Origin of the sequence: Rhodococcus sp. P14 (assembly GCF_000256505.1) — a bacterium.
GTDB classification, from domain to species: domain Bacteria; phylum Actinomycetota; class Actinomycetes; order Mycobacteriales; family Mycobacteriaceae; genus Rhodococcus; species Rhodococcus ruber.
In genome coordinates this window covers 1-2,413 of record NZ_AJFC01000400.1, presented here as the reverse complement: position 1 = coordinate 2,413, position 2,413 = coordinate 1, and the positions used below count along the sequence as shown (strand labels likewise).

The 2,413-nt window shown below is 71.1% G+C and carries 1 pseudogene; it reads left to right on the top strand.

Going from position 1 to position 2,413, the window contains the following annotated elements:
- Positions 1-5 precede the first annotated feature (5 nt).
- Positions 6-2,413: pseudogene (locus OEY_RS0127450) on the top strand (non-ribosomal peptide synthetase); the annotation flags it as partial.

Below are 2,413 nucleotides of genomic sequence, written 5' to 3'. Positions count from 1 at the left end.
ACACGACGCTGTTCATGGTGATGCACACCGCCCTCGCGGTGTTCCTCGCACGGATGTCCGACACCGACGACATCGCGATCGGCACGCCCATCGCGGGCCGTGACGAGCGGGCCCTCGACGACCTCATCGGCATGTTCGTCAACACCCTGGTCTTCCGGACGCAGGTTCGTCCGGATGCGGCGTTCGAGGAACTGCTGGCGCAGGCGCGCGAGGCCGACCTGGGCGCATTCGCCAATGCCGACGTGCCGTTCGAGCGGCTCGTGGAGGTCCTCAACCCCGTCCGCTCGACCGCGCGGCACCCGCTGTTCCAGGTGGGCCTGTCGTTCCAGAACGTCGCTCAGTCCCGCCTCGAGCTGCCCGGTCTGACCATCGCGAACGTCGATGCGGACATGGAGATCTCGCAGTTCGATCTGCATCTGATCGTCACCGACCGGCACGCCGAGGACGGCGCCGCGGCCGGCGTGACCGGCTTCTTCACCTACGCCACGGACCTGTTCGACGAGTCCACGGTGGCCGGATTCGCCCGGCGCTTCCTGTGGTTGCTCGAGTCCGTGGTGGCGGACCCGGCGCTGCCGGTGGGCGACGTGCCGCTGCTCGACGACACCGAGCGGCTCCGGGTGCTCGAGGGCTGGAACGACACCGGTCACGCCGTCGACACCTCGGCGACCCTCGCCGACCTGTTCGACGCGCAGGTGCACCGCACCCCCGACGCCCCCGCCCTGTTCTTCGCGGGCGAGACGCTCACCTACGGCGAGTTCGACGCCCGCGTCAACCGGCTCGCCCGGCACCTGATCTCGACGGGGGTCGGTCCCGAATCGACGGTCGCCCTGGCGATGCGCCGATCGACCGAGCTGCTCGTCGGCATGTATGCCGTCACCAAGGCCGGTGGCGTGTACGTGCCGCTCGACCCGGACCAGCCGGCCGAGCGGACCGGATACATCCTCGATGCCGCGGCACCGGTGGTGGTACTGACCACCGAGCGGGACGCGTTCGAGCTACCGGGGGACAGCTCTGTCCCGCACCTGGCGATCGACACGGCCGACCTGGCGCACTACACCGGTGACCCGGTCACCGACGCCGAGCGGCGGGCGCCGCTGCGGGCGTCGAACACCGCGTACGTGATCTTCACCTCGGGGTCGACGGGCCGGCCGAAGGGGGTGGCGGTCCCGCACGCGGCGATCGTGAACCAGTTGCTGTGGAAGCGCGAGCACTTCGGGCTCGGGTCGCAGGACGCGGCGCTGCTCAAGACCGCGGCGACGTTCGACCTGTCGGTGTGGGAATTCTGGTCGGCGCTGGTCTCCGGTGGCCGCCTGGTGATCGCCACGCCGGACGGCCACCGCGATCCCGGCTACCTGAACACCCTGATGGCCGAGCAGGCGGTCACCACCCTGCACGTGGTGCCGTCGATGCTCGAGGCGCTGCTCGTCGACTCCGACGGGGTGCTGCCCAGGTCTCTGCGCCGGGTGCTCGCGATCGGTGAGGCGCTGCCGGCGGCGACGGCGCAGCGATTCCTGCAGCACAACACCGCGCAGCTGGTCAATCTCTACGGCCCGACCGAGGCCGCGGTGTCGATCACCGCGGGCGAGGTGGCCGATGTCTCCGGGGCCTCGGTGTCGATCGGCGTGCCGGAATGGAACTCGCGGGTCTACGTGCTCGACGGGCGTCTGCACCCGGTGCCGGTCGGGGTGTCCGGCGAGCTGTATCTCGCCGGTGCGCAGTTGGCACGCGGCTACCACGGCCGTGCGGATCTGACGGCGGAACGGTTCGTCGCCTCGCCGTTCGGCGACGGCGAACGGCTCTACCGCACCGGCGACCTCGTCCGATGGGACTCGGCCGGGCGCCTGGAGTACCTCGGCCGCAGCGACTTCCAGGTCAAGGTGCGCGGATTCCGGATCGAGCTCGGCGAGATCGAAGCCGCGCTGCGCGGTGCCGACGACGTGCGCGACGTCGCGGTGATCGCCCGGGAGGACGATCGGACGGGCACGCAGCTCGTGGCGTACCTGGTGCCGGAGGCGGGCGCGGTGCTCGACCTCGCGCACGTGAAGTCCGGGCTCGCCGGGGCGTTGCCGTCGTACATGGTGCCGGCGGCGTTCGTGGTGCTCGAGGCGCTGCCGCTGAACGTCAACGGCAAGCTCGATCGCCGGGCGCTGCCGGAGCCGGTGTTCGAAGCGCGCGAGTTCCGCGCTCCGAGCACCCCCGTCGAGGAGATCGTCGCGGGCGTGTTCGCCGACGTGCTCGGTCTCACCCGGGTCGGTGTCGACGACGACTTCTTCGAGCTCGGCGGCAACTCGCTGCTCGCCACGCAGGTCGTCTCCCGCATCGGCGCCGCGCTCGACGCGAAGATCCCGGTCCGGGCCGTCTTCGAGGCGACCACGGCCGGGGCGCTCGCCGTCGCGGTCGAGCAGCACGCCGG